Source organism: Paraburkholderia solitsugae, from assembly GCF_013177695.1.
GTDB classification, from domain to species: Bacteria; Pseudomonadota; Gammaproteobacteria; order Burkholderiales; family Burkholderiaceae; genus Paraburkholderia; species Paraburkholderia solitsugae.
In genome coordinates, this window is the sequence record NZ_WOEY01000113.1 from 1 (window position 1) to 21,007 (window position 21,007).

Annotated in this window: 16 protein-coding genes; 13 read left to right on the forward strand and 3 right to left on the reverse strand. The window is 62.0% G+C overall.

Annotated elements, in window-relative coordinates:
* Nucleotides 1–1,266 precede the first annotated feature (1,266 nt).
* From GNZ12_RS28375 to GNZ12_RS28435, 13 genes are all read left to right on the forward strand, one after another.
* On the forward strand, nt 1,267–2,595 hold the full coding sequence (locus tag GNZ12_RS28375; RefSeq protein ID WP_172315493.1) for an extracellular solute-binding protein: 1,329 nt from the start codon (nt 1,267–1,269) through the stop codon (nt 2,593–2,595).
* Between the two features lie 7 nt (nt 2,596–2,602).
* Entirely contained in the window at nt 2,603–3,520 is a 918-nt protein-coding gene (locus GNZ12_RS28380; protein WP_172315494.1) for a carbohydrate ABC transporter permease, read from the forward strand.
* Nucleotides 3,521–3,523: 3 nt separating this feature from the next.
* Nucleotides 3,524–4,411: a carbohydrate ABC transporter permease gene (locus tag GNZ12_RS28385; protein WP_172315495.1), complete on the forward strand. Its 888-nt coding sequence runs from the start codon at nt 3,524–3,526 to the stop codon at nt 4,409–4,411.
* An 11-nt stretch (nt 4,412–4,422) separates the two neighbouring features.
* On the forward strand, nt 4,423–5,526 hold the full coding sequence (locus tag GNZ12_RS28390) for an ABC transporter ATP-binding protein (protein WP_172315496.1): 1,104 nt from the start codon (nt 4,423–4,425) through the stop codon (nt 5,524–5,526).
* Complete coding sequence (locus GNZ12_RS28395; protein ID WP_172315497.1) at nt 5,523–6,398, forward strand: FAD binding domain-containing protein; 876 nt, start codon at nt 5,523–5,525, stop codon at nt 6,396–6,398. Before GNZ12_RS28390 ends, GNZ12_RS28395 begins: the two co-directional genes overlap by 4 nt.
* A 3-nt stretch (nt 6,399–6,401) precedes the next feature.
* A complete protein-coding gene (locus tag GNZ12_RS28400) occupies nt 6,402–6,890 on the forward strand; it encodes a (2Fe-2S)-binding protein (protein WP_172315498.1) in 489 nt (162 codons plus the stop codon).
* Nucleotides 6,883–9,237: a xanthine dehydrogenase family protein molybdopterin-binding subunit gene (locus tag GNZ12_RS28405; RefSeq protein ID WP_172315499.1), complete on the forward strand. Its 2,355-nt coding sequence runs from the start codon at nt 6,883–6,885 to the stop codon at nt 9,235–9,237. Before GNZ12_RS28400 ends, GNZ12_RS28405 begins: the two co-directional genes overlap by 8 nt.
* A 15-nt stretch (nt 9,238–9,252) precedes the next feature.
* Complete coding sequence (locus GNZ12_RS28410; protein WP_172315500.1) at nt 9,253–10,134, forward strand: NAD(P)-dependent oxidoreductase; 882 nt, start codon at nt 9,253–9,255, stop codon at nt 10,132–10,134.
* Nucleotides 10,135–10,143: 9 nt separating this feature from the next.
* Nucleotides 10,144–10,809, forward strand: coding sequence for a CoxG family protein (locus GNZ12_RS28415; RefSeq protein WP_172315501.1), 666 nt, complete (start codon nt 10,144–10,146; stop codon nt 10,807–10,809).
* A 106-nt stretch (nt 10,810–10,915) separates the two neighbouring features.
* Nucleotides 10,916–12,031 (forward strand): porin, encoded by a 1,116-nt coding sequence (locus tag GNZ12_RS28420; RefSeq protein ID WP_172315502.1) that lies wholly within the window; start codon nt 10,916–10,918, stop codon nt 12,029–12,031.
* A 91-nt stretch (nt 12,032–12,122) separates the two neighbouring features.
* Nucleotides 12,123–12,434 (forward strand): NIPSNAP family protein, encoded by a 312-nt coding sequence (locus tag GNZ12_RS28425; protein ID WP_172315503.1) that lies wholly within the window; start codon nt 12,123–12,125, stop codon nt 12,432–12,434.
* A 78-nt stretch (nt 12,435–12,512) separates the two neighbouring features.
* On the forward strand, nt 12,513–13,670 hold the full coding sequence (locus GNZ12_RS28430; RefSeq protein WP_172315504.1) for a M20 aminoacylase family protein: 1,158 nt from the start codon (nt 12,513–12,515) through the stop codon (nt 13,668–13,670).
* A gap of 113 nt (nt 13,671–13,783) precedes the next feature.
* Complete coding sequence (locus tag GNZ12_RS28435; RefSeq protein WP_172315505.1) at nt 13,784–14,686, forward strand: NAD(P)-dependent oxidoreductase; 903 nt, start codon at nt 13,784–13,786, stop codon at nt 14,684–14,686.
* Nucleotides 14,687–14,837: 151 nt separating this feature from the next.
* Here the strand turns inward: GNZ12_RS28435 and GNZ12_RS28440 are convergent, their stop codons facing one another.
* From GNZ12_RS28440 to GNZ12_RS28450, 3 genes are read right to left on the reverse strand one after another with little or no spacing between them, the layout of a single operon-like run.
* Nucleotides 14,838–16,307: an efflux transporter outer membrane subunit gene (locus tag GNZ12_RS28440; RefSeq protein ID WP_172315506.1), complete on the reverse strand. Its 1,470-nt coding sequence runs from the start codon at nt 16,305–16,307 to the stop codon at nt 14,838–14,840.
* Nucleotides 16,300–17,487 (reverse strand): efflux RND transporter periplasmic adaptor subunit, encoded by a 1,188-nt coding sequence (locus GNZ12_RS28445; RefSeq protein ID WP_172315507.1) that lies wholly within the window; start codon nt 17,485–17,487, stop codon nt 16,300–16,302. The genes GNZ12_RS28440 and GNZ12_RS28445 overlap by 8 nt, the downstream gene beginning before the upstream one ends.
* Nucleotides 17,477–20,668, reverse strand: coding sequence for an efflux RND transporter permease subunit (locus GNZ12_RS28450; RefSeq protein ID WP_172315508.1), 3,192 nt, complete (start codon nt 20,666–20,668; stop codon nt 17,477–17,479). Before GNZ12_RS28450 ends, GNZ12_RS28445 begins: the two co-directional genes overlap by 11 nt.
* Nucleotides 20,669–21,007: the final 339 nt, after the last annotated feature.

A 21,007-nucleotide genomic window follows, 5' to 3' on the forward strand; every position in this document is an offset into this window, starting at 1 on the left:
TTGCTTGCGCTAAAACCTCGCGCAAGCAACGCGGCGGCCTCACGACTGCCTGTTCATGTCAAGCTTTTTTCGAATTCCAAACTACTTTTCCACCCCCTCATCGGGGTGCTAAATGTCTAAAGTCCAGTCATTTAAGGCTCTTAAGATTTAATCCGGAGCGCAATACGGATTACTAAATTTCGTGAAATCGCGGTCAGATAACACTCTTGACTTTTCACTGTGCGGTTGCTGAGCCACAAATGGTGTTTGTGATACGCGGTTCGTGTATCACAGCGGCACGATCATGAAGCCGATTTTCCAGTCGGCGCGCGTGGCGTCGATGAACTGGTTGCACGGGCGCCAGGCATTCATCTAACGCGTGGTATTGCCCAAACTAATGCCATACCTCGTCGCGAGCGGAAACGCTATCGACGGCTAAAGCCAGGGAAAGCGCGATTTCTTTCTGCGCGTTGCCGTGGTGCTCGACTCTGCACGAGTGAAGGCGTGCCCGGTGGCGAGTTTGGAGATGAAGGTAGAGAGGAAGTACATGAATGAAGGGTTCCGGTTTAAATATCTGGTCTATGCAAGAAGCGGTGCGCCGGCTCGGCGCCGGCAATGAGCACTGCCGCGTTGCTGAACCGTTTGAAGCCGAACATGCCTGACTGGCGGGTTGACAAAGACATGGGCAAAGAACCGGAAGCGGGTTGATCGACAGACCCGCAAACACCACCGGTTGACGTGCATGTAGCCGTTAGCAGTCAAAGATGAGGCTCGCTTCGCGACAGCCTGAGACGGACTTGACTACGCCGGGTGGCAGGCGGGGCTGCTTTTCACGCCTTGACGACATACTTTATCAAACCATAAGTCGTCATGTGAAGATATATTTGTTAAATGATGGCCCGGGAGAGTGCTGAGCGGTGATTGCGAAGCGCATCCGTGCCTTTCTGGTCAGCCCTCTGCGCGCGCCCGATCTCGGCAGAACACCCGTCCGATTGAGGCTCCGCGGCGTCGCAAGGTGTCCAAGCACTTCCGGCCCCTTGTCGCTTGACGATCATGGTTGACGCGATTGAGTCGAGAAGTTCATCTGACTATATGACTAGAAAGGTACGACGGAACGATCGGCTGTACTCGGCAGGTCTGCGCCATCTGCAGCCAAAAAATTTTATGAAAACATATGTCGTCAGTTGACGATTTATTTTCTCGCAGATATCTTCGCTTCCCAAGAGGTAGCCAAATCAGCGGCTACGCCACGTGTGAACAGCGCCGCGCAGGCGGTCGGAGCGAGCCATGAGTAACGTCAATAGATTCGGGAACGGTCGTCGTCGATTTCTACAGTTGTCGGCGGGCGCGGGGCTCGCTGCATCCGGTTTGATGGGTGGGATGTCACGGGCCTTCGCTGCCGACAGCGTGAATCTCCATACCTGGTCGGCCGGCGTCGATACGGTGAAGCGCATGCTCGTGCCGTTTCAGAAGGAAGCGGGGCTGAACGTCAACTACAACAACCTCCCGTTCGCACAGTATCGCGAGGCGATGGTGACGAAGTTCGTCGGCCAGGCGCCGATCGACGTGCTGTGGGTGTCCGATGGCTGGCTGCCCGAATGGGCCGACGCGGGCTGGCTTGCGCCGCTCGACGGCTATCCGCAACTGCTCAAGTACAACAGCGAGGTGCAGGACTTCTGCACCCAATCGATGCGCTACAAGGGGCGTCAGTACGGTCTCACGTACTACACCGACTACATGGCGTTTCTGTACGACGCCGACAAGCTCGCAAAGGCGGGCATCGCGGCGCCTCCTGCAACGTGGGACGAACTGGTCGCGCAATCGCTGAAGATCAAGAATGCGGGTCTCTCGCAATACCCGCTGATGCTCTCGATGGCACGCGAAAGCTGGCTGATCGAGTTCATGTCGTCACTGGTGTTTTCCAACGGCGGCCGCTTTGTCGACGACAGCGGCAAGGCGATGATGGACGACCCGAAGCACGGCGCGCTCACTTCGCTGCAATGGGTTGCCGATGCGGTCAACAAGCACCACATCGTTTCGCCTGCCTGCGTCGAGTTGGGCGAATTGAACGGTTTCAAGGCCGTGGCGTCGGGCAATCACGCGTTCGCGTTGTTGCCGCGCTACCGGATTCAGGCGCTTAACGATCCGCGCCAGTCGCGTGTGGCCGGCCATATCAAACAGGCGTTGATGCCGGCCGGCCCGAACGGCTCGCACGCCACGGTTGCGTGGATGCGCATGCACGCGATGAGCGCCGCCGCCGGCGCCAACAAGACGCGGGCCGCCGAGGCGACACGCCTGATCGAAGCGTTCGGCGGACGATTCGACGGCCAGTACGCGTTCCAGAAAGCGATGTTCCTGGATACCGGCACGGCATTCGGCGTGAAGCCGCTCTTCAACGATCCGGAAGTCCGCACCGCATATGAAAAGTACGGCGATTTCTCGATGTTTCAGAAGCAGCAGGATCTGGCCCGCAAGAAGGATGTGATCACGCGCTGGTTCGGCGAATGGGACGAGACCAACGGTACGGCATGGCAAGCGGCGATCCTCGGTCAATCGAGCGTCGCCGACGCACTGAAACAGTCCGCGCAGAAGTGGACCGCGTTGAGCAAAGCCTGAGGTCGATATGAGCGTTCAAGCCCTGGGCCGCCGCTGGCTTGCAAGACATTCCGTGGCGCCTTCCGATCAGCGTAGCGCAATGCTGCTGCTGACGCCGATGATGCTGGTGCTGCTTGCAGTCGCCGTGTTTCCGGTGCTTTACTCGTTCTGGACGAGCCTGTTCGACATTCATTTGACGCGGATGAACAGCGTGTCGTTCATCGGACTGGGCAACTACATCCAGACTTTCCGCGACCCGATGTTCTGGGCTGCTGTCGAGCGCACTGCGTGGTTCACCGTCGTGTCGGTCCTCGCGATCATGGTCATCGCGACGCTGATGGCGCTATTGCTGAATCAGGAGTTTCGCGGCCGGCGCATCCTGTCGACCGCCTTGCTGATTCCATGGGCTATTCCGTATGTGGTCGACGGTCTGATGTGGAAGTGGATCTACGACTCAGGGTATGGCGCGCTCAACGGACTGCTGTTGCAATTGGGCGTAATCGGGCAGTACATGGTGTGGCTGGGCGACACGCACAAGACGCTGGCGCTGATCTGCAACGCATTCGTATGGAAGGAAGTGCCGCTCGCGACCATCCTGCTGCTTGTGACGATGAAGTCCATTCCGTCGGACCTATATGCGGCGGCACGTGTGGACGGCGCGAACCTGTGGAGCCGGTTCGTGCACGTGACGCTGCCGGCAATGCGTCCCGGCTTCATGCTCGTAATGATCTACGAAGCGATGATGGCGGTGCGGCACTTCGACCTCTTCTTCATTCTGACAGAGGGCGGTCCGGCCGACGCGTCTCACGTGCTCTCCTGGCACATCTATGTCGAGACGTTCCGCAACCTGTCGTTCGGCACGGGCGCGGCGGTCGCGTATGTGCTCGCGCTTGCCACGTTTGCGATGTCGTACGCCATCATTCGTCTACTCGGCAAGAGGCTCTAAGCGATGTCGTCTTCTCTCTTTGTCAAGCGCCTGGCGCTGCTGGCCGGTTCAATCGTGATGTTGTTGTATGTGCTGGCGCCGGTTGCGTGGCTGCTGTCGTCTTCTCTGCAACGCGAAGCGGATATCACGTCCATTCCGCCACACTGGATTCCCCATCCGCCGACGCTCTCCAGCTTCAAGGCGATCGTCGCGGCGAGCACCGGCACGGCGTCGGACGATGGCAACGCCGCGTTCATTCCGTCCACCGCGCAGTACCTGTTGCCGGCGCTGCGCAATAGCCTCGTGGTCGCCGCTGCGGTGGTGTTGCTGAATCTGCTCGTCAGCGTTCCCGCCGCTTATGCGATGGCGAAGATCCGTTATATCGGCCGCGATCTGTCGGTGTATTTCATGCTGGCTACCCGCGTGATTCCCGATATCGCACTGGTCGTGCCGTTCTTTCTGTTCGTGCGCAAGCTCGGCCTGCTCGACAGCGTCGGGTCGCTGATCATCACTTATCTGGCGATCACGGTGCCGTTCAGCGTCTTCATGTTGCTTAGCTATTTCGAATCGCTACCGGACGAACTCGACAAGGCGGCTCGGGTCGACGGCTGCTCGCGGATTCAGGCTTTGCTGAAGGTGTTTTTGCCGCTTGCGGTGCCGTCGCTCGTCGCCGTCATCATGTTCACATTTCTGACCAGCTGGAACGAGTTCCTGTTCGCCTTGATGTTTACGCAGACCGCCGCGTCGCAAACCGTCCCGATCATCGTCGCGTCTTTCACGTCGGATTTCACGACGAGCTTTTCGTTCATCAACGCAGCCGGCGTGGTCGCGATTGTGCCGCCAGTGATCATCGCCGTGGTGTTCGAGCGTTACATCGTGTCTGGCCTGGCTGCCGGCGCGGTAAAGGGATAAAGGGAAAGGTCATGGCTCAAATCGAATTTCAGCAGGTGGGAAAGAAGTATGCAAACGGGCATGTCGCGTTGGACAACCTGAATCTGCAGATCAGGGACAAGGAGTTTCTCGTTCTGCTCGGACCGTCCGGCTGCGGCAAGTCGACGACGCTCAATATGATCGCCGGACTGGAAGAGGTCACTCAGGGCAGCTTGCGGTTCGACGATGTCGAAGTGAACGGCTTGCCGGCGCACCGGCGCGATGTGGCGATGGTGTTTCAAAGCTACGCACTGTATCCGCACAAGAACGTATACGACAACATCGCATTCGGCCTGCGGATGCGCAAATATCCGCAGCAGGAGATCGATGCGCGGGTGCGCGCTGCCGCGCAGTCGCTTGAAATCGAGCATCTGCTGGACCGGCGGCCCGGGCAACTGTCGGGCGGGCAGCGCCAGCGCGTCGCGCTCGGCCGCGCGATGGTGCGCCAGCCCGCCGTGTTTCTGATGGACGAACCGTTGTCGAACCTCGACGCGGCGCTGCGCGTGTCGATGCGCGCAAGCATCAAGGCATTGCATCAGTCGATGCAGACGACCTTCGTGTACGTGACGCACGATCAGGCCGAAGCGCTGACGCTCGCCGACCGCATCGTCGTGATGCGCCAGGGCGTCGTGCAGCAGATCGGTTCGCCCGACGACATCTACGAGCGGCCAGCCAATAAATTCGTCGCCAATTTCCTCGGCAGCCCGCCGATCAATTTTATCGACGGCGTACTGATGCAAGGCGACCACGGTTTGCATTTTCGCAGCGGCGATCTTTCGCTCGCCCTCGATGACGAGACGCAGAGTCTGCTCGCAGGTTGCAGTGGCCGGGCAGTGTCGGCCGGCATTCGTGCCGAGGACATCGACGAGCATGGCGACTCGACCGATTGTTCGCTGGCAGGCGACATCGCCTCGTTGCTGCCGGTCGGTTCCGATCAGTTTATCGGCTTGCAGTGTTTGGGTCAGTCGATGTTTTTTCGTGTTGGCAAGGAGCGTTCCTGCAAGATTGGTGAACGCGTGACCCTGTCGATCAACCGCCGCCGTCTGCACCTTTTCGATCAGACGAGCGGCGTGAACCTGAAGGCGCAGAACGCATGAAACCTGCGGTATTTTCGTATCACCGGCCTCACACGCTTGAAGATGCGCTGTCGCTGCTCGCGCTGCACGGCTTCGACGCCAAAGTCATCGCGGGCGGGCAAAGCCTCGCGCCGATGATGAACATGCGCTTTGCGCAGCCGGCGCATCTGATCGACCTCAACGCGTTGCCGCAGCTCAGCGGCGTGACGCTTGCGGGTGATTCGCTATCCATTGGCGCGATGACCCGCCATCACGAGGTGGCCACCAGCAGCACGGTGCGCGCCGCTTGCCCGCTGCTCGCGGAAGCGGCCGCGACCATTGGGCACTACGCAATCCGCCAGCGCGGCACGCTTGGGGGCAGCCTGGCGCATGCGGATCCCGCTGCGCAAATGCCGCTCATCGCGAGCACGTTGGGCGCTCGCATCGAGATCGTCGGACCGGACGGCAGGCGCGAGGTGCCGGCCACAGAGTTCCTGATTGCGGTGATGACGACCGATCTCACCGCAGAAGAAATCATTTGTGCCGTGCATTTTCCGGTTGCACGCCCGGACGAGCGACATGCTTTCGAACTGTTTAGCAGGCGGCACGGCGACTTCGCAATTGCGGCTTGCGCCCTCATCGCCGTGCTCTACGGCAACAGATTCTCCAGTCTGCGTATCGGACTCGGCGGCGTGGCGGATGCGCCGCTCGTGCTGAACGAACTTGCTGCGGACTTCGTCGGCGCACCAGTCGATGCGCCGACGCTGGCTGCAATCGCCGACGCGGTGGCCGGCGCGATCGATCCGTACGATCAACCGGACATCAGCGCCGCTTACCGGCGCGATCTCGTCAGGGCGCTCACGGCGCGCGCGTTGCAACGCGTGACGCAGTCGGCCAACACGACCTCGAATTGAGTAATGGAAAAGAAAGCAATTTATCTCAGTGTGAACGGCACCCGACACGAAGTGCATTGCGAGCCTCGCAAGCTCCTTTCCGACGCGCTTCGTGAAGACTGCCGTCTGACCGGCACGCACGTTGGCTGTGAGCACGGCGTATGCGGCGCATGCACTGTGCTGATCGACGGCCGTCCGGCGCGCTCGTGCCTCGCGTACGCCGTCCAGATGGACGAAGTGCAGATCACCACGATCGAAGCTGTCGCGCAGGACGGCCGCCTCTCGCCGCTTCAACAGGCGCTGCATGAGTGTCATGGCCTGCAGTGCGGTTTTTGCACGCCCGGCATCGTGATGACCTTCGAGGCTTATCTGCGCGAGCACCCTAGCCCATCTGAGGCCGAGGTGCGCGAGGCGCTTTCCGGCAACCTGTGCCGCTGTACCGGGTACCAGAACATTGTGCGGGCGATCCTGCGCGCTGCCGCGCGGATGCGGGGGGAGAGCGTCGATGTCTGAGCAGACGTTTCGTTACCTCAACAAGGCGGTGCCGCGCACCGAAGATTATCGCCTGCTGACGGGCTATGGCCGCTATCTCGACGACATCGAAATCGCGGGCGCCCTGCATGTGTGCTTTGTGCGCTCGCCGCATGCGCATGCACGGATCGTTTCAGTGGATACCGCGGCGGCTGCCGGCATGCCTGGTGTCGTCACCGTCGTCACCGGACGGGAACTGGCGCAGTGGACCATGCCGATGCGCGTCGCCGCGCCGGTCGAGGGCCTGTTGCCGGTCGAGTTCGCGACGATGCCGACCGACATCGTGCGCTTTCAGGGCGATCTTGTGGCGTGTGTGGTCGCCACGGACCGGTACCTCGCGGAAGACGCGGCGGAGCAGGTCATGGTCGAGTTCGAGCCGTTGCCTGTGGTGACCGATATGTGGCAGGCACTCGAAGCCGATGCCGCGCAAGTCGACCCCGGGGTGCCCGGCAACCTGGTGTCGCACCAGAGCTACTCGAACGGCGACCCGCAGAGCGTGAGCAAGCACGCTTACCGCGTGGTCGAGGCGACCTTTCAGCAGCAGCGGCAGACCCATGTGCCCATCGAGACGCGCGGTTGCGCGGCAGTCTGGGACGCCGGGCGTGATCACTTGACGTTGCACATCGGAACCCAGGTGCCTCATCCTTTGCGCACTCAGCTCGCGCAACGGCTCAGGCTCAGCGAGTCGCAGGTGACGGTGATTTCGCCTGATGTCGGGGGGGCGTTCGGCCAGAAAATCGCCTTGTACCGCGAAGAGTTGACCGTCGCGGCACTCGCGCGTCATCTGAAGCGGCCGGTGCGCTGGCGTGAAGACCGTCTCGAGAATTTGACCGCAGCGGCCAATTCGCGCGAAGACTTCTGCCGCACGCGCGCCGCGGTGGACGGGCAAGGCACGCTGCTCTCGCTCGATCTGGAGATCCGCGAAGACTTCGGCGCGTATTGCTTCTTTCCGGCGAACTACCTCGCGCGCGTCGTCGCGATGGTGTTGAGCGGACCGTACCGGCTGCAGCACTACGCGTTCGACGTGAAGGTCGTGCTCAGTCACAAATGCGGCAACGCACCCATGCGCGCACCGATGTCCATCACCAGCTGGGTCATGGAAGGCACGTTGGAAGCCATTGCGCGCGAACTGAAGCTGGATCCGGTCGAAGTGCGCCGCCGCAACCTGTTGACGCCGGAGGAACTACCGTACCGCACGGCCACCGGCGAATTGCTGGCCGACATCACGCCGTCGCAGACCTTTGAGGCGGTGCTGGCGGCCTTCGATTACGACGCGTTTCGCGCACGCCAGCAGGCGGCGCGGGCGGCCGGCCGCTATCTTGGGCTTGGCCTGTGCAATGTGGTCGAGCCGACGACGTACGGCTCGCGCTTTTATAAATCGGCCGGCATTCCGGGTTCGGGACACGAGGCAAGCTGGATCCGTATCGAGCCGAGTGGTGTCGTGAACGCGTCGGTGGGTCTTGGCCCGAGCGGACAGGGCTATGAAAGCGCGATGGCCAATGCGGTGGCCGAAGGCCTGGGTGTGCATCCGTCGAGCGTGCGTATTCATCTGGGCCACACCGATATCGCGCCATACGGAATGGGCAGTCGCGGCGCCCGCAGCGGCACGGCGGGTGGCGGCGCGCTTTATTTGTGCGCGCTCGATGCGCGCCGCAAGGTGCTCGCCATTGCCGCCGGTTGTCTCGATCTGCCCGATAGCGACTCGCTTCGCCTTGTCGATGCGCGCGTCGAGCGCCGTAGCGGCGACGCGTGGGTTGACGCGGGTCTAACGCTCGCCGACGTGGCGCGGAGTGCCTATATGGATCCTACTTCGCTGCCGCAGGGCCTCACGCCCGGCCTCGAGTTTCACTTGACCTACGATCCGCCGCCGATGACCTACTCGAATTCGACGCACGGATGCGAGATCGAGTTGGACGTCGCCACCGGTGCGATCCATTTTGCGCGCTACGTGATCGCCGAAGACTGCGGCACGCTGCTCAATCCCACCGTGGTGACAGGGCAGCAACATGGCGCCGTGGCGATGGGATTGTCCGGCGCGTTGTTCGAGCATACGCGCTACGACGAAACGGGGCAGAACGTGACCGGCTCGCTTGCCGATTACCTGATCGCCACGTCGACCGAATTACCCAATTTCGAGATCATCCCGTTGCATACGCCTAGCCGCGCGACGGCGGCGGGCATCAAAGGGATGGCCGAAGGCGGCGTGATGGGCGCGCTCGGCGCCTTGACCAACGCCGTGAACGACGCGCTAGCGCCATTCGGCGTGGTGGCGGACCGTCATCCTCTGACTCCCATGCTGTTGCGCGACCTGCTGCGCGACAAACTCTGACCGGATCAAACAATCATGAATCCATCTGCAAGCAAACCTGCTGTCGGCTTTATCGGCCTCGGCATCATGGGCGCCTCGATGGCGGCGCGGCTCGCCGCAGCCGGCTATCCGCTGCACGTCTATAACCGTACCCGTGCGAAGGCCGAGCCGCTCATCGAGGCGGGTGCAACCTGGCATGCCACCCCGAAGGCGCTCGCCGAAGCTTCCGACGTGGTCATCACGATCGTCGGCATGCCTGACGACGTGCGCGCGCTGTATCTCGGCGACGACGGTCTGATCATGAACGCACGGCGCGATGCCGTGCTGATCGATATGACGACCTCGAGCCCGCAACTGGCCGAAGAGCTCGCCGCGCACGCTGCAGCCCGCGGCGTGCACATGCTGGACGCGCCGGTTTCGGGCGGCGATGTCGGCGCGCGCGAGGGGCGGCTGTCCATCATGGTGGGCGGCACGGCCGACGTGCTCGCGCGCGTCGAGCCGATGTTGCGCTGCCTCGGCGCGAACATCGTGCTGCAAGGCGGACCGGGCGCGGGTCAGCACACCAAGCTGTGCAATCAGATCGTGATCGCATCGACGATGCTGGGCGTGTGCGAAGGCCTGGCCTATGCGCACAGCGCCGGGCTGGATGCGCAGACCGTATTGAGCGCGATCGGCGGCGGCGCGGCTGGCGGCTTCCAGTTGAATAACATGGGGCCGCGCATCGCGAAGGGCGATTTCGCACCTGGCTTCTTTATCGAGCATTTCATCAAGGACATGCGAATTGCGCATGAGGAAGCCACTCACATGGGACGTGAGTTGCCGGGTCTGGATCTGGTGCGCAGCCTTTATCAGAAGCTCGCTGAGCAAGGCTTTACGCGCAACGGCACCCAGGCGCTGTTCAAACTCTACGAGCGGTGAGGTGTGGCGATGAAGCTAGCTGATCAATGCATTCTCCCTGCACGGCCGGAAGCCGTGTGGCGTGCGCTGAACGATCCTGCCGTGCTCGAGGCCTGTCTGCCCGGGTGTAAATCGCTCGCGATGCTGGACGAGCGGCATTTTGAGTCGACCGTGCAGATTCGCGTGGGTCCGGTGGCGGCGACCTTCAAGAGCAATGTGGAGCTGTCGGATCTCGATCCGCCCAGGAGCTACACGATTGTCGGCACAGGCAACGCGGGCGCGGTTGGTTTTGCCAAGGTTACTGCGCGCGTGCAACTCGAACCGCAAGCCGAGGCGACCGTGCTCGTGTACGACGCGGATGTCGAAATCGGCGGAAAGCTAATGAGTGTGGGATCCCGCCTGATTCAGTCCGCCGCGGGCAAGAATCTCGACGCCTTCTTCGGCGCGCTGAAAGCGCACATCGAAAAGGAGGCGGTGCCCGTGGACGCTATGCAACTCATCGAGCCGGCACCGCAGACACAGCCGGACGACGCGCCGCTGACCGGCGGCGTGCAACGTCAGCCGCACGGCGAGACGAAGCCGTCTACCGTCACGCCCATACCCGGGCCGACATCGGGTCTGCGGGTCTGGCTGGTCGGTGCGGGTTCGGGGCTGCTCGGTTTGCTGGTTGGATTTTTGATTGGGCACGCGGGCTGACGGTCCGCGTCGCGATGGCAACCTAGTTCGTTCTGCAGTTCAGCGTTTGATCAGATTAATCTCTCATTCGACAGGAATTCTAGTGAGCAAAAAAATAGTTATCCTAATGGCATTGACATGCCTTGCGGAGGCAGCTCAGGCGCAAAGCAGCGTGACCCTCTACGGCGTCGCCGACGATGGCATTACCTACACCAACAATCAGGGCGGACATGCCAATTACCAGACCTTCAGCGGTGGTATGGGCGGAAGCAAGTTCGGCCTGCTGGGCAGCGAGGATCTGGGCGGCGGCACGAGCGCAATCTTCCAGCTCGAGAGCGGCTATGACGTAAACAGCGGCAAGCTCGGCTATAACGGCCGGCTGTTCGGCCGTCAGTCATTTGTGGGCCTGTCCGGCAACTACGGTAGCGTGCGCCTTGGGCGGCAGTATGACTTCATGGTAACCAATCTGCAGCCGCTGACTTCTTCGCTGGCATTCGGCGGCTCGCTGTCGTCGCATGCGGGCGATGTGGACGGGATCTGGGGCACGTATCCCGTCAGCAATACGGTCAAGTACGTGAGCCCGACATATCACGGCATCACGGCGGGCGCACTCTATAGCTTTGGTGGCGTGCCGGGTTCGGTCGGCGACTCGCGGCAGTACGGCTTCGGCCTGAGCTATGCGAACGGTCCACTGAAGCTGGCGGCCGCCTATCTCTATGTGAACAACCCGGCAGTGACGCGATTTGACGGCACCACGGGGGCGACAGCCGGCCAGGCGTTTACGAATCCTGTAACGAACCCGATTTATAGCGGCTACGCCACCGCGCACAGCATGCAGACGCTCGGAGTAGGCGGCAACTATCAGTTCGGCGCCACGAAGCTGGGCGCGCTATACACCGACACGCGCTTCAGCAACGCAGTAGCGACCAGCAGCACCACGTTCCAGGGTTCCGCGACACTCGCCTCATACGAAGCGTTCGTCAGTCATAGCTTTACACCTGCTGTCATGGCGGGTCTGACCTACGACTACACGTCGTCACCGCATGCGCACTACAACCAACTGGCGGCGGGTTCCGAGTACTCATTCTCCAAACGTACTTTCACTTACCTGATTGTTGCCTGGCAACGCGCCAGCGGCGTCGATTCGACGGGACACGCGGCGGTAGCCGATCTGACTTATCTGTCACCTTCGTCGACGCCCAATCAGGTCGCGGTGCGCGTGGGCATCCGACACAGCTTCTAACTTTCAGTGGAGTGCAGGTCTGCCGGGCGGCGTGACAGTGTGCTCGGCGGTCGTTGTTTTGTGAGCGTTTGAATTGCAACAGGAGGTAATCATGTTGGTGGAAATGCGTACGTACCAGATTACGGCAGGAAAGGTGGGTGAGTTTCTGCAAATCTACGAACGCGAGGGGCTCGCGATCATCAGTCAGTACGCGCGGCTCAAGGGCTGCTGGACTAAAGACTCGGGCACGTTGAATTCGGTGGTGTTCTGCTGGGGCTATGACGACTACGCGCATCGCGCCGCACAGCGCGCGAAGCTCGCCGCGGACCCGCATTGGCAAGCTTTCACGCCTCGCATCCTGCCGTACCTGGTGCATCAGGAGTCGGTGTTCCTTGCGCCCGTGCCGTTTTGCCCGGCTGACTGAAGCAGAAGTGGTGAAGTTCTCTGACCACCGGGCGTGCAACGGTACTTGCTGCGCCGCGGTCTGTTTGTGAGGTAGTCAATGATTGAAGCTGATTTGGTCGACAAGATGGTGACGTGGCGTCGTGCACTGCATGCGCACCCCGAGACCGCATTCGAAGAAGTCTCGACGGCACGGCTGGTGGCATCGGCGCTGCGCGACTACGGTTTTGAAGTGACCGAGGGCGTCGGCAAAACCGGTGTGGTCGGCACGCTGCGAAGGGGGAGCGGTCCTGCGCTCGGATTGCGTGCGGATATGGATGCGCTGCCGATGGTGGAGTACAACGAATTCGAACACCGTTCGCAACACCGCGGAAAAATGCACGCGTGCGGTCACGACGGCCACACCGCGATGCTGCTGGGCGCCGCCGCTTCGTTAAGCCGCGATACCGGTTGGCACGGTACGGTGCACGTGATCTTCCAGCCCGCCGAAGAGGTGGCGGGCGGCGGGCGCGTAATGGTCGAAGATGGACTCTTCGAGCGCTTCCCGTGTGACGCGGTATTTGGTCTGCACAACTGGCCCGGCTTGCCGCTCGGCCATTTCGCGATCAACCGTGGCCCGATGATGGCCTCGTTCGATACCTTCGAGATTCTGGTGGACGGCAAAGGCTCGCACGCCGCGATGCCGGAAGAGGGGATCGATGCGCTGGTCTGCGCGAGCCATGTCGTGATCGCGCTGCAGACTATTGTGAGCCGGCGCGTCTCGCCGAAGGAGGCGTGCGTGGTGAGCATCACGCAGGTTCATGGCGGCGAGGCCTGGAATGTGTTGCCCGACCGCGCCGTGATTCGCGGCACCGTACGCTGCTTCGATGCCAACGTGCAGGAGCGCGTACGGAGCTTGCTGAATGAAATCGGCACGCTGACCGCGCAGGCGCATGGCGCGCAAGCGACGCTGTCTTACCGCTACGGCTATCCGGCAACGATCAATGCGCCGGCCGAAGCCGACGTCGCGCTCGATGCTGCGCGCGCGACGGTCGGCGCGGCGAAGGTGACGTTGGGCTGTAAGCCGTCGATGGCCTCGGAAGACTTCGCGTTCATGGCGCTGGCGAGGCCGGGTGCGTATGTCTGGATGGGCGTCGACGGGCCCGAGCCTGGCGCTCCGCTTCACAACCCGCACTACGACTTCAACGACGACGCATTGGCTACCGGTGCGTCGTATTGGGTGAACGTCGTGAAGGCGTTTGGCGTTGCGCGCGTATGAAGCCTGGCATTGGGCGAACACGGCGACGTGACGCTCGACGCGAGCCGTCAGGTTTATCAATTTGTAGTCTGAACAGGCCCGCATTCGCGCGGCTGATCATTTGGAGTGTCATGATGAAAATTGGATTTGTAGGACTTGGCTCGATGGGCGCCGCGATTGCGAAGAACCTGATCGATGCCGGGCACGACGTGCAGGTTTTCAACCGTAGTCCGGCCCGCGCCGAACCGTTGCGCGAAGCAGGGGCGAGCGTCGCGTCGAGTCCCGCGCAGGCGGCGCTGGGGGCCGACGTGGTGTTCACGATGGTGGCCGACGATGCCGCCCACGCAGCGCTCACGTTCGGCGAGGCGGGCATCGCCACCACGCTGAAGCCGGGTGCGCTGCACATCTCGATGAGCACGATCAGTGTCGCCACCGCGCAGGACCACGCAGCGAAGTACCGTGAAGCAGGTCTTGCCTTCGTGTCCGCACCGGTGTTCGGCCGGCCCGATGCCGCGGCGGCGCGCAAGCTGTTCATCATGGCGGCCGGCGCGCACGAGCACCTCAAGGTTGCTGTGCCGCTTCTCGAAACGCTTGGGCAGTCGGTGGGCATTGTCGGCGAAGATCCTTCGCAGGCCAACCTGGTGAAGCTGATCGGCAATTTCATGCTGTCCGTGATCATCGAAACGCTGGGCGAAGCGTGTGCCGTAGCGGGCAAGGCCGGCATCGATCCGATGCGTCTCGTCGAGTTGTTGACGAGCGCGATCTTCAATGCGCCGCCCTATAAGATCTACGGTCCGCTGATTGCATCCCAGCAATTCCAGCCGCCTGGCTTCTCGTTGCCGCTCGGCCAGAAGGACAACCGCCTGATGCTGGCAGCCGCCGAGGCACTTGGCGTGCCGCTGCCGCTGGCAAGTCTCGTCCACGACCGGTTCCTGACGTTGCGCTCGCAAGGGCTCGGCGCCGAGCATGACTGGTCGGCGGTGGCGCTTTGCGCGTTGTCCGATGCAGGCTTGAGCAAGGCGCTTCACGGCGGCTGAGCGCAATGGAGACGATGCCGCTCGCCATGAGCGGCATTCGACGTGTCGAACAGAGCACGAGCGGGAATGTTTAGCGATCGACAAGAGTGCAAGGAAACGCTCATCTGATCGAAAATACGGGGCGCGCCGTTCCCGTACCGTGCAGAGCCGCTTAATTAGCGCTGCGTTCCATTGCTGTCGCGACGAGTGCAGGCGCTGCCGCCGCCTGGGCGAGTTCATCGCTCGACCATCCGCCGCCGAGCGCGTGCAGGAGTTGCACATTCGCGCTCAGCTGGCGTGTCTGGATATCGAGCACGCTGCGTTGCGCCTCGAGTGCGACGGTCTGCGCCTGCACGACATCGAGGTAGCCCACTGTGCCTTGGCGATATTGGCGTAACGCGAGGTCGACGGAGTACTGGGCGGCATTTGCTGCATCCCGTTGCTCACTAAGCGCAGTGCCGAGATACGACAGCAGGGCAAGGTTGTCTTCAACCTGCTGGAATGCAGACAGCACCACGCCGCGGTAACGTTCTCCCGCTTCTTCGGTTGCCGCCTTGGCGGAATCGAGTTGCGCACGACGGTATCCGCCGTCGAACACGTACTGCACAAGCTGCGGGCCGACCGCCCAGAACAGATTGGGCGCGCTAACCAGGCCGGCGTAGGCTGCGCTTTGCACACCACCCTGCAAGCTGAGCATGATGTCCGGGAAGTAGGCCGCCCGCGCGACGCCAATTTTTGCGTTGGCCTCGGCTACCCGGCGTTCCGCTGCAGCGACGTCGGGACGTCGCTGCAGCAGCGTTGAGGGCAGGCCGGTCGGAATCGCCGGCAACGCGATGGCGGCGGTCTGGGGCGGCAGGCTGAATTCGGACGCAGAGGCGCCAACCAGGACCGCGATCGCGTGTTCAATCAAAGCCCGTTGCGCCAGGTTCTGCGACAGCTGCGACTTCGCCGACGAAAGTTGCGTTTGCGCTCGGGAAACGTCGAGGCCCGACACGATCCCACTGTTGTGCAACGTTTGCGTGAGTTGCAGGGCCTTCGCATACGCCACGACAGTCTCGTTCAACAGCTGGGTTTGCTGGTCGAGGCCGCGCAAGCGGAGGCAACTGTCCGCCAGTTCGACCTGCAGACTCAGCCTTACCGAGGCCAGATCGGCCTTGGTCGCCTGCGCCTCGTCCTTGCCGGCCACCACGGAGTCGCGCACGCGGCCCCAGAGGTCGAGGTCGTAGTCGATTTCGCCGCCAAGCGTGACGGAGTTGTAGTCGTTCGGGCCGCCCGCACGCAACGGCCGGTTGTCGGACTGGCGATCGCGCTGCGGCACGGCGCTCGCACTGATCGACGGGTACAGTCCCGACTCGACTTGCGCCACGAAAGCCTGCGCTTGCGCATAGTGTGCGTACGCCGCGCGCAAGTCGGTGTTGTTGGCCAGCAGACGTTCTTCGAGATCGTCGAGCTGTGCGTCGCCATACATCTTCCACCAGCCGTTGCGGTCTATCCGGTCGGCGGGCTGTGCCGTGGTCCACGGGCCAACCGTCTTGTATTGCGCCGCGATCGGCGTCGGCGGGACCTGATAATGCGGCGCGAGCGAGCAGGCGCAGAGCGCGACGACGCTCGCGAGAAGCGCCGGAAGTCCATACTTAACCATGTGCCGCTGCCTTCATATCGGTCGCCGTCGCAACTTGCACGTTGTCGCCGTCAGCGAGTCCGTCGGGCGGTGTATCGATCACGCGATCGGTTGCGGCGAGCCCTGAGCCGATCTCCACTGAGTCGCCCAGGTCGCGGTTGATCTTCACATGCTTGAACAGCACGTGACCGTTCGCACCAAGCGTGGCGACCACGACGCCGCGGCTATCGAAGACGAGTGCGCTGGCCGGTACACGGAGCGAATCTGCGGAGGCGGGTAAAGTGAATTTCAGGCTGGCGAACCCACCCGGCAGCAGCTTACCGTTAGCATTGTCAACCAGCAGTTGAACCAGCGTCGTTCCCGAACTCGAATTGACCGAGTCTGCCGCTGCAACTACGCGCGCGGTGAACTGCTGGTCGGGATACTCGGGGACGGTCAGGATGGCGGTCGTGCCGTCGTGTATCGCCGGTGCGTAATTCTGCGGCACCTGGACATACACGCGTAACTGCTTGACGTCGGAGACCGCGAACAGCTCCTGTCCGACTCCGCCGCTGCCGGCGTTGACCAACGCACCGACGTCGGTGTCGCGAGCGGTCACCACGCCGTCGAATGGCGCGACGATGCGCGCGAAGGCCTTGGTGGCGACGAGGCGATCGACGTTGGCTTTCGCGGCTGCCACGATCGCCTCCTTGGCGGTGTAGTCAGCGGTGCGTTGGTCGACATCCTGCTGGGCGACGGAATCGGTGCCGCTTAGCGCTTCCCAGCGCTTCGCCGTCGTACCCGCAACTAAGGCATTCGCCTGCGCACTCTGGAGGTCCGCGCGCGCCTGCAATAGCTGCTGGTCAAGCTCGGGCGTTTCGATTTCGGCAAGTACCTGGCCCGCTTTGACCGGCGCGCCGATATCGACACTCCATGATTTCAGATAGCCGCTGACCTGCGCGAAAATCGGTGCCCGCGTAAACGCTTCGAGGCGGCCGGGCAGTTGCAGCGAGGGGCCGTTGGCGTCGCGCAAGGGCTGGATCAAGTTGACGGTTGGGACGGCCTGGGCGTCGGTCCAGGTTTTCAGCTGGCGGGCATCGGCGGCTCGCAGCGTGACGCCGGCAGCGACGATGCCTAAGGCGACCAGCAGGCCGACCACGCCTGCTACCAGAAGCGGGCGGCGCGACGGTGTATTAGTGGGAACAGTAGATTCAGACGACATGAGCAGGACCTCCCGAGACGGATGCCGGGGTAGCCGCGCGCCCGGGGCGCGCGTGCACGATACAAAAAATGACGGGGACGAGGAACAGCGAAGCGGTGGTGGCAAACAGCAGACCGCCGATCACGGCGCGGCCAAGCGGCGCGTTTTGCTCACCGCCTTCGCCGAGGGCGAGTGCCATCGGCGCCATGCCGATGATCATGGAGAGCGCGGTCATGAGCACGGGGCGAAAACGCGTAAAGCCCGCTTCGAGGGCGGCCTTGAACGGGTCACCGTGTATGGCAAAACGTTCGCGGCAGAAACTGACGACCAGAATCGAGTTGGCTGTCGCCACCCCCATGCACATGATCGCGCCGGTCAATGCGGGTACGGAGAGCGTCGTGTGGGTCGCGAACAGCATCCAGACGATCCCTGCCAACGCGGCAGGCAACGCGCTTACGATCACGAAGGGGTCGGCCCACGACTGGAAATTGACCACGATAAGCAGATAGATCAGCACCACCGCACCAAGCAAGCCGAACAACATGCCGGCAAAGGCGCTGTTCATCGTCTGCACCTGGCCGAGCAGCGCGACGGCCGAGCCCTTGGGCAAGGTGCTGGCGTTGTCGTGCACGATGCGCTGAATGTCGGATGCCACCGCGCCGAGGTCGCGGCCCTGGGTGGTCGCGAAGATCTCGACCATGGGCTGGATGTTGTACTGGCTGACAACCTCATTGCTGCTGGTGCGTTCGACTGTCGCCAGACCACCGAGGATCTGGGCGGTACTTCCGCCGGTGGCCGTGATCGGAAGATTTTGCAGGGCGGCGAGCGAATCGAGGCTGTATTGCGGCGTTTGCATCACGATCGGATAAGACACACCGTTCGCGTTGTTCAGCCAGAACGTGGGTGCGACCTGGCTGGAACCAGCGAGGTTCACCACCATGCTGTTCGTCACGTCGCGCTCGGTGATGCCGAGCAATTGCGCGCGTGTGCGGTCGACATCGACGTTGAAAGTCGGGTTGCCGTGCGACTGCGCGATCCGCGCGTCGACCACGCCCGGAACATCGCGAACCTGGCGCAGCAGACGGTCCGTATACGCGTAGTTGGCGTTCAGGTTATTGCCGCGAATCTGCAGGTCGATCGGCGCCGGCGAGCCGAAGTTCAGGATCTGACTGATGATGTCCGCTGGCGGGAACGAAAACGTGACGCCCGGGAATTGCCGCGGCAATCTCTCACGCATCCGGCGAACATACTCTTCGGTTGGGCGATGGCCTTCGTTGAGCGCGATCTGGATGTCACCGTCCTGCGAGCCGATCGTACCGGTGTTGTTGTAAGCGGTATTGATGCCGCTGACCGGCAGACCCATGTTGTCGACCACGGTGCCGAGATCCGCCGGCGGGACGATCTGGCGGATCGCGCCTTCGATATCCGCAAAAATCTGCGCGGTCTTTTCAACGCGAACACCGACAGGTGCGCGCACATGCATCAGGATTTGTCCTGAATCGACCGAAGGGAAGAAGTTGCGGCCGAGGAGCGGCACAAGCGCGAACGAGAGGGCGACAAAGCCAAGGAAGCCAATGACGAACGAACGCCGGTGGGTCAGCGCGAGTTCGAGCAACCCACGGTAGGCGCTACGCACCTTTTCAAAGCGCGCTTCGAAGTCACGCTGGAAACGCCCAAGCGGACCGGGGCTCCTGGTTTCATGGACGTGCTCGCCCTTTACATGCTGTTTCAGCAGGTATTTCGCCATCGTCGGCACTAGGGTTCGCGACAGGATGAACGACGAGATCATCGCGAAGATCACCGCTTCAGCCATCGGCACGAACAGGAAGCGTGCGACGCCGCTCAGGAAGAACATCGGCACGAACACGATGCAGATACACAGCATCGAGACGAACGCCGGCGTGACGATCTGAGCGGCGCCGTCGAGAATAGCCGTCTCCACCGCCTTGCCGTGCTCGAGGTGCCAGTTGATGTTTTCGATCGTCACGGTGGCATCGTCGACCAGAATCCCCACCGCTAGCGCGAGACCGCCGAGCGTCATGATGTTCAAGGTCTCGCCGAGCGCGGACAGCGTCGCGATGGAGCCGAGGATAGCGAGTGGGATTGAGGTTGCGATGATGATCGTCGAGCGCCAGCTGCCCAGGAACAGCAGGATCATGAGGCTCGTCAGCACGGCCGCGATCACACCCTCGCGCGCCACGCCGGTGATGGCCGCCCGCACGAACAGCGACTGGTCGCCGATGGGCTCGATCTGCAGGTTATCGGGCCACGACGCTTTCCCTGCAGCAAGCCGCTGCTTGATGCCGGAGATGATGCCCAGCGTCGAAACCGAGCCGTTCTTGAGCACGGACATCAGTACCGAGCGGCGGCCGTCGACGTGCACGATATTGGTCTGCGGCGGGCTGCCGTCGCGCACATTCGCAATGTCACGAATGTAGACGGTGGTGCCATTGGCTGCCTTGACCGGCAGATCGCCCAAAGCTTTGATTTCCGACGGCGCATTGTTCAGTTGCAGCGTGTACTCGTAGTCACCGATCTTTTCAGTGCCGACCGGCGTGATGAGGTTCTGGCCGGCAAGTGCATTGGCGACGTCCTGCGCGGATAAGCCGCGCGCCTGGAGCGCCGCTGGGTCGACGTCGATCTGTACCTGACGTGTCTTGCCGCCGAACGGGTAAGGAATTGCTGCGCCTGCGACCGTCGTGAGAACCGGGCGCACCGCATTCAGCCCTAGGTCACCGAGGTTCTGTTCAGAGAGTCCCTTGCCAGACAGTGCCAACTGGATGATCGGTACGGTCGACGCGTTGTAGTTCAGGATTAGAGGAGGCGTCGTACCTGCAGGCAACTGCCGCAATTGAGTTTGCGCGACCGAAGTCACCTGCGCGTTCGCCGTGCTGATATTCACCCCCGGCTGGAAGAAGATCTTGATGATCCCGAAGCCGGCGACCGATTCCGCCTCGATATGCTCGACGTCATTCACAGTAGTCGTCAGCGTGCGTTCGAATGGCGAGGTGATACGGCCGGCCATCTGGTCCGGCGGCAGACCCGTGTACTGCCACACGACGCTGATCACGGGAATCTTGATATCCGGAAAGATGTCGGTTGGCGTCCTCATCGCGGACAAAGGACCGATGATGAGGATGAAGATCGCCAGGACTACGAAGGTGTAGGGTCGCCGAAGGGCGATACGGACTAGGCCGAGCATGAGAATTCCAGAGCTTGGGGTAAAACGTAAGAGTGTCTTGGAGGAGGTTAGCGCGGCGTGTGATGACCCGCAGCCGTGTGCTTGTACCTGACGCAAGCACAGGACGCGCTTGTGCTGACGGCATATTCGACCGTGACGGAATACTGGTTAGGGATTCGCATAATCTGCATTTCTTGAGAATTGCTCTGCTGCTTAAGATCGATCAATAAAACTTGCGCGCATCTTTCAATTGCCCAGCGTTTAGCAGAGAAAGACACGTGCAACGAAGAAGTCTGCAGTGAGACAGGTGCCGATGTGCTGCAACGCAACCCAAGCGCGAATGTACACAAAGCTCGGCAG

Coding starts and splice junctions, on each gene's coding strand:
- GNZ12_RS28415 (WP_172315501.1), top strand. CDS start 10,144: ATGAAGCTAGCTGATCAATGCATTCTCCCTGCACGGCCGGAAGCCGTG.
- GNZ12_RS28375 (WP_172315493.1), top strand. CDS start 1,267: ATGAGTAACGTCAATAGATTCGGGAACGGTCGTCGTCGATTTCTACAG.
- GNZ12_RS28395 (WP_172315497.1), top strand. CDS start 5,523: ATGAAACCTGCGGTATTTTCGTATCACCGGCCTCACACGCTTGAAGAT.
- GNZ12_RS28440 (WP_172315506.1), bottom strand. CDS start 16,307: ATGGTTAAGTATGGACTTCCGGCGCTTCTCGCGAGCGTCGTCGCGCTC.
- GNZ12_RS28400 (WP_172315498.1), top strand. CDS start 6,402: ATGGAAAAGAAAGCAATTTATCTCAGTGTGAACGGCACCCGACACGAA.
- GNZ12_RS28390 (WP_172315496.1), top strand. CDS start 4,423: ATGGCTCAAATCGAATTTCAGCAGGTGGGAAAGAAGTATGCAAACGGG.
- GNZ12_RS28435 (WP_172315505.1), top strand. CDS start 13,784: ATGAAAATTGGATTTGTAGGACTTGGCTCGATGGGCGCCGCGATTGCG.
- GNZ12_RS28405 (WP_172315499.1), top strand. CDS start 6,883: ATGTCTGAGCAGACGTTTCGTTACCTCAACAAGGCGGTGCCGCGCACC.
- GNZ12_RS28420 (WP_172315502.1), top strand. CDS start 10,916: ATGGCATTGACATGCCTTGCGGAGGCAGCTCAGGCGCAAAGCAGCGTG.
- GNZ12_RS28425 (WP_172315503.1), top strand. CDS start 12,123: ATGTTGGTGGAAATGCGTACGTACCAGATTACGGCAGGAAAGGTGGGT.
- GNZ12_RS28445 (WP_172315507.1), bottom strand. CDS start 17,487: ATGTCGTCTGAATCTACTGTTCCCACTAATACACCGTCGCGCCGCCCG.
- GNZ12_RS28380 (WP_172315494.1), top strand. CDS start 2,603: ATGAGCGTTCAAGCCCTGGGCCGCCGCTGGCTTGCAAGACATTCCGTG.
- GNZ12_RS28385 (WP_172315495.1), top strand. CDS start 3,524: ATGTCGTCTTCTCTCTTTGTCAAGCGCCTGGCGCTGCTGGCCGGTTCA.
- GNZ12_RS28430 (WP_172315504.1), top strand. CDS start 12,513: ATGATTGAAGCTGATTTGGTCGACAAGATGGTGACGTGGCGTCGTGCA.
- GNZ12_RS28450 (WP_172315508.1), bottom strand. CDS start 20,668: ATGCTCGGCCTAGTCCGTATCGCCCTTCGGCGACCCTACACCTTCGTA.
- GNZ12_RS28410 (WP_172315500.1), top strand. CDS start 9,253: ATGAATCCATCTGCAAGCAAACCTGCTGTCGGCTTTATCGGCCTCGGC.